The organism is bacterium (assembly GCA_026398675.1).
Classification (GTDB): Bacteria; RBG-13-66-14; RBG-13-66-14; order RBG-13-66-14; family RBG-13-66-14; genus RBG-13-66-14.
The window spans coordinates 1-5,169 of record JAPLSK010000327.1 but is presented as its reverse complement, the minus strand read 5'-3'; the positions used below and the strand labels follow the sequence as shown (position 1 = coordinate 5,169).

The 5,169-nt window shown below is 67.8% G+C and carries 4 protein-coding genes; all 4 read left to right on the top strand.

The window, feature by feature from the left end:
* Positions 1-181 precede the first annotated feature (181 nt).
* The 4 genes from NTW26_09555 to NTW26_09540 all read left to right on the top strand — a co-directional run bounded on the left by NTW26_09555 (position 182) and on the right by NTW26_09540 (position 5,098).
* Positions 182-1,972: an LptF/LptG family permease gene (locus tag NTW26_09555; GenBank protein MCX7022499.1), complete on the top strand. Its 1,791-nt coding sequence runs from the start codon at positions 182-184 to the stop codon at positions 1,970-1,972.
* A gap of 68 nt (positions 1,973-2,040) precedes the next feature.
* A complete protein-coding gene (locus NTW26_09550; GenBank protein ID MCX7022498.1) occupies positions 2,041-2,295 on the top strand; it encodes a hypothetical protein in 255 nt (84 codons plus the stop codon).
* 359 nt (positions 2,296-2,654) lie between these two features.
* On the top strand, positions 2,655-3,329 hold the full coding sequence (locus tag NTW26_09545; protein ID MCX7022497.1) for a pitrilysin family protein: 675 nt from the start codon (positions 2,655-2,657) through the stop codon (positions 3,327-3,329).
* Positions 3,326-5,098, top strand: a complete 1,773-nt coding sequence (locus NTW26_09540; protein ID MCX7022496.1) for an insulinase family protein — start codon at positions 3,326-3,328, stop codon at positions 5,096-5,098. Before NTW26_09545 ends, NTW26_09540 begins: the two co-directional genes overlap by 4 nt.
* The last annotated feature ends 71 nt before the right edge of the window (positions 5,099-5,169 follow it).

The window sequence follows — 5,169 nt, the reverse complement described above, 5'->3', positions numbered from 1 at the left end:
CCGGAGGCGGCGATGAGTTTCTGGAGGCGGATGGCAACCATGACGGATGGATGATACCAGAAACGAGCCGCCGACCGCATCCGACCGGGAAAATCCCACCACTCACGGACGGGCCGCCCCGCGCTTGCCGGAACCCGCCGGGGATGCTATATTTCCACCTGGAACCCACCGGATAACCGCCATGTCCCTTCCCTGGAAGCTCTACCGCTACATCCTGCGCGAGCACGTGGGACCCTTCGTCTTCGCCCTCGTGGTGGCGACGCTGGTGCTCCTCTTGGGCCAGGTGTTCAAGATGATGGAGCTCATCGTCACCAAGGGGGTGCCGGGCCGGTACGCCCTCGAGCTCTTCGTCCTCTACCTCCCGGCGGTGCTGGCCTACGACGTGCCCATGGCGCTCATGGTGGGGACGCTGATGGCCTTCGGGCGGCTGTCGTCCGACTCGGAAATCACCGCCATGAAGGCCACCGGCACCAGCTTTCTGTCGCTCATGGTCCCCGCCGTCGTCTTCGCCTGCATCTTCACCGTGGGGATGTTCTTCTTCAACGACCAGGTTCTGCCCGAGGCGAACCACCGGTTCAAGAACCTGTTACTGGACATCCAGAACAAGCGGCCGGACGTGAGCCTGCGCCCCGGCGTCTGGATAACCGACTTCGCCCCCTACGAGATTTACATAGACGCGATGGACGACCGGGACATGACGCTCACCGGGGTGAAGATAAACATCCCCCGCGGCGGGAGCCTGGAGAAGCAGATAAGCGCCGCGCACGGCGTCCTGGAGACCGGCGTGGGCGGCCAGGTCCGGCTCCTCTTATCCGACGGCACCATCCAGATAACCCCGCCGGGCAGCGATTCCTTCCAGACGCTCAAGTTCGCCAACTACGTCATCGAGATAAACGCCGACACCGAGCTCACCCGGGAGGAACGCGATCAGCGCTCGGACCGGGAGATGTCGGTGGCGATGATGCAGGAGCGGGTCAACGAGTCGCTCCTGGACCAGTACCTTCTGTATCGGACGGCGGAAATCCGCAAGCGCGAAATACTCTCCGGCGAGGAGCCCGAATCCCGCCATCGGCTCCTCCAGTCACTGCGGATGGCCGAGGGGGGGTACACCCCGGAGGAGATACGGCGGCTGTACGGCATCCGCGAGCCCCGGACGAGCGACGCGGGGGGGACGGCGCACGCGGCTACGGGGTCGGACCACCTCGACTACGGCGGCCGCACGTCGCTCTTCGAGGGGGAGGAGATAGAGCTCGAGCCCCTGGGCCAGACCCGCGGGACCGACACCGGCGGGGGGACGCCGCCGCCCGTCGCCGGAAAAACGGAAGAGGGGCCGCAGTTCGTCGGCAGCTCCGAGTCGCCCTACCTGGACGCCCGCGAGCAGGAGCTGGCCATCCGGGGCGGGGTCAGGCCGAAGGAGGGCGAATCCGCCCCGCCCGTTTCCGCCGGAACGACGGAGCCGCCACCCACCGCGCGGGAGCTCTCGGCCGAGACCGGGGAGGGAAGCGACCGCACCCTGACCGACGCGGAGCGCGTCGCCCGGGAGGAGCGCTACCTGGCCATCCGCCGCCGCACGCTCCAGGGGGAGGTGAACCGCTACACCCTGGAAATCGCCAAGAAGTATTCCATCTCCTTCGCCTGCATCGCCTTCGTGCTGGTGGGGGCGCCGCTGGGGGTGATGATCCGCCGCTCCGGCAAGGGCGTGGGCTTCGTCACCAGCATCGGCTTCTTCATCTTCTACTGGATCTGCCTGGTGGGCGGCGAGGCGCTGGGCGACCGGGGCATCCTCAACCCCTGGCTGGCGATGTGGCTGCCCAACATCGCGTTTCTGGGGCTGGCGGTGGTCTTTATCCGCCGGGCCGTCAACGACGTCAACCTCGCCTCCCGGGGGCCGGTCTCGGCCGTCATCCGTTTCTTCACCGCCGAGGGGCCCCTGGGGCGTCTCTTCAAGCGGCGGAAGCCCGCCGAACCTTGATTTTTCACGTTTTACCGGCTATATTTATGTAAGCTGGTTAGTTGGGCTTGTCTGGGGAGGTGCCCCGCGTGGCCAAGGAGAGCACCGTCGAAGGGGCCAGGGCCCTGGCCGAGAAGCTGGTGGACGGGATAATCGCCGAGGCCGACGGCGACGCCCTGGAGCAGGCGCGGGCCATGGGGCTGGTTCTCTCCATGTTCATGCCGCAGATAGAGTCCGCGCGGAAGGCGTACCACGCGGGGACGGACGGCGGCATAGAGGGCCGCGACGACATCTTCGAGAACGCCGTGACGCGCAAGCTCATGGAGTACCACACCGGGGCTTGAGGCGGGGGTTCGTGACGCAGGGGCGGGCCGTCCGGTCCGCTTTTTTGATGTGGCGATCCTCGCCGTCTGCGATGACGTAGGGCGGGGTTTCCTAACCCCGCCTTGTTACGCTCCCAACCTCGACCCTCACCCTAGTCCATAGGCGCGCCTCTCACTAAATGTAGGGCGGGGATTTTAACCGAGCGAAGCGAGCTATGCCCCCGGCAAATCCCCGCCGCGTTTTATCTAAGGCAGCCCTCACCGTTTGCGACGACGTAGGGGCGGGTGTCCACACCCGCCCGCGATTTATCCCACCCCGCCGCTCCGCACATTTTTACGCTATAATACCGGGGAAATCGCACACGCCGGAGCGTCCCCCCATGCGCAAGTCATTGGTCATCATACTGTTACTGCTGCTATCCATCTCCGCGCTCGCCCAGCGCGTCCTGCGCACCGAGCTCGACAACGGCCTGGTCATCGTCGCCGCCGAGGTCCACGCCAACCCCACCGTGACCATCCGGGTCTACGTGCGGACCGGCGCGGTCATCGAGGGCCCCTACCAGGGCTCCGGCATCAGCCACTACTACGAGCACCTCCACGGCGACGGCTCGACGAGCTACACCCAGGAGGAGCTCGACGCCTGGGACGAGTCCCTGGGCGGCATCTCCAACGCCTACACCTCCAACTCCCACACCTGCTACCACCAGACCACCACGGTGGAGCACTTCGACGGCATGGTGGAGCTGATGGCGGAGACGCTGGTGCGCCAGGTGTTCACCGCCGAGGCCATCGCGAGCCAGCGCGGGATAATTTTGAAAGAAATCAACATGAACCTGGACCAGGCCGACACCCGCGCCTGGTACCGCTTTTCCCACACCATGTGGCCCGGCTCCGTGACCGCCGACCCGGTCATCGGCTACCCCGACCTCTTCAGCGCGGTCACCGAGGCCGACCTGCGGGATTACTACACCTCGCGCTACACGCCCGAAAACATGGTGGTCGTCGTGACCCGGCGCGCCTCCCCGAGGCCTATTCCACCGCCTACGACGTGGTGACCGGCCTCGCCGAAGGGCTCGCGGACCCCGGCGAGCTGGAGCGGGTGAAAAACACCCAGTTGGCGGACTACGTCTTCGACGGGGAAAGCCTGGATACCCGGGCGGCGCGGCTGGGCTCCGACGCCCTCCTGGGCGACCTCGAGTTCTCCGCGGGCTATGTGGACGGCTGCCGCGCGGTGACCGCCGAGGCGGTGCGCGACGTCGCCCGGCGCTACTTCACCCCGGAAAACCTATACGTGACCGTCGTATGGCCCACGGGCGCCGGGGACTTCGACCTGGGGCTCTTCGAGGAGGGCCTGGGCGAGGAAAACCTGGTCGAGAGCGGCCTCTCGGCGGAGACCCACGGCCTCGCGGCGTCGGTGGAATCTAAAGGGAAGATGAAACCCGGCGAGCCGGACGCCTACTTCGTCTACCAGGGGAAGGCCCCGGCGGCGGCTTCGGTCTGGCTCTCCCCCGACTACCCCCTCGCTAACACCCTGGCCCGGGACTATCCCGATGAGTACGCCTTCGAGCTGGGGGAGGAAGGTGGGAGCGGCCGGATGAGGCTCACCACCCTGGACAACGGCCTGCGCCTGTTGGTCCTGGAGGACACGGGCGTGGGCAGCGCCTGGGTGGGGGCCCTGGTGGACGGCGGTTACCGCGTGGAGGCGCCGGAGGACGAGGGCGCCTTCCATTTCGCCATGCAGATGCTCCTGGAGGGGACCCTGTCGCGGACCGGGCCGGAGACGATGGCCGCCATCGAGGACCGCGGCGGGTCCATCGGGAGCCAGGGCCTGCGCGACTGCGGCCTTTTGAGCGCCCACGTCCTGGCCGCCGACGCCCCCCTGGCCCTGGAGGTCGTCACCGACTGCCTGCGCAACGCCGCCTATCCAACGGACCGCGTCGAGGCCGAACGCCGGAGGCTCCTCGACGAGCTGGCCCGGGAGGACGAGGAGCCCTTCACCGTGGCCCTCCGGGAGGCGAAGCGGGCCTTCTTCGGCGACCACCCCTACTCCCACAACCAGCGGGGGACGCCCGAGACCATGGCGGCGCTCACCCGGGAGCGGCTCCTGGAATACCGGGATCTCATCCGGCGGCCCGAGGGCACGCTCATCGCCGTGGCCGGGGACGTGGACGCCCGGGAGATAGAGCGGGTGGTGGAAGGGCTGTGGGATGACGCGCCGGCCGCGGGGACGCCCCTGCCCGACTACGGACCGCCGGCGTTTCCGGAAGAGGACGCGCGCCTCGCGCTCGACTCGGACCGGGAGCAGACGATTCTCTACTGGCTCTGGCCCGGGATGCGCTGGGACGGCGAGGACCGCTACAAGATGCTCATGCTGGACTCGGTGCTCTCGGGGATTCACCTGCCCAATGGGCGGCTGCACGCGAGGCTGCGCGGGGCGGGGCTGGTGTACGCCGTGCACGCCTACCCCATCTTCGGGGTGGAGCCGGGCGCCTTCGGGCTCTACCTGGGCACGGAACCGGGCAAGACCGCCGAGGCGATCGGCATCGTGGACGAGGAGCTTGGGAGAATCGCCGCGGAGCCGGTGGGCGAGGCGGAGCTTGCGCGCGGCCGGACCATGCTCGACGTCAGCCGCTACGCTATAGACCTGGCGCGGCCCTCGGACCGCCTCCTGGACGCCGCCTTCTACGAGCTCTGGGGGTTGGGGTACGCGTTCGAGGATGATTTCACCGAGGAGGTGGAGGGGGTCACGGCGCCGGAGCTCCAGGAGTACGCCCGGTGGCTGTTCTCGCAGCCGGGGGCCTTCGTGCGTTACGGCGCGGAGTAGATATCCCCTCCCCCCTTTGGGGGGAGGGCTAGGGTGAGGGGTACAGGCGGCGGGGACTAAAGTCCCCGCCC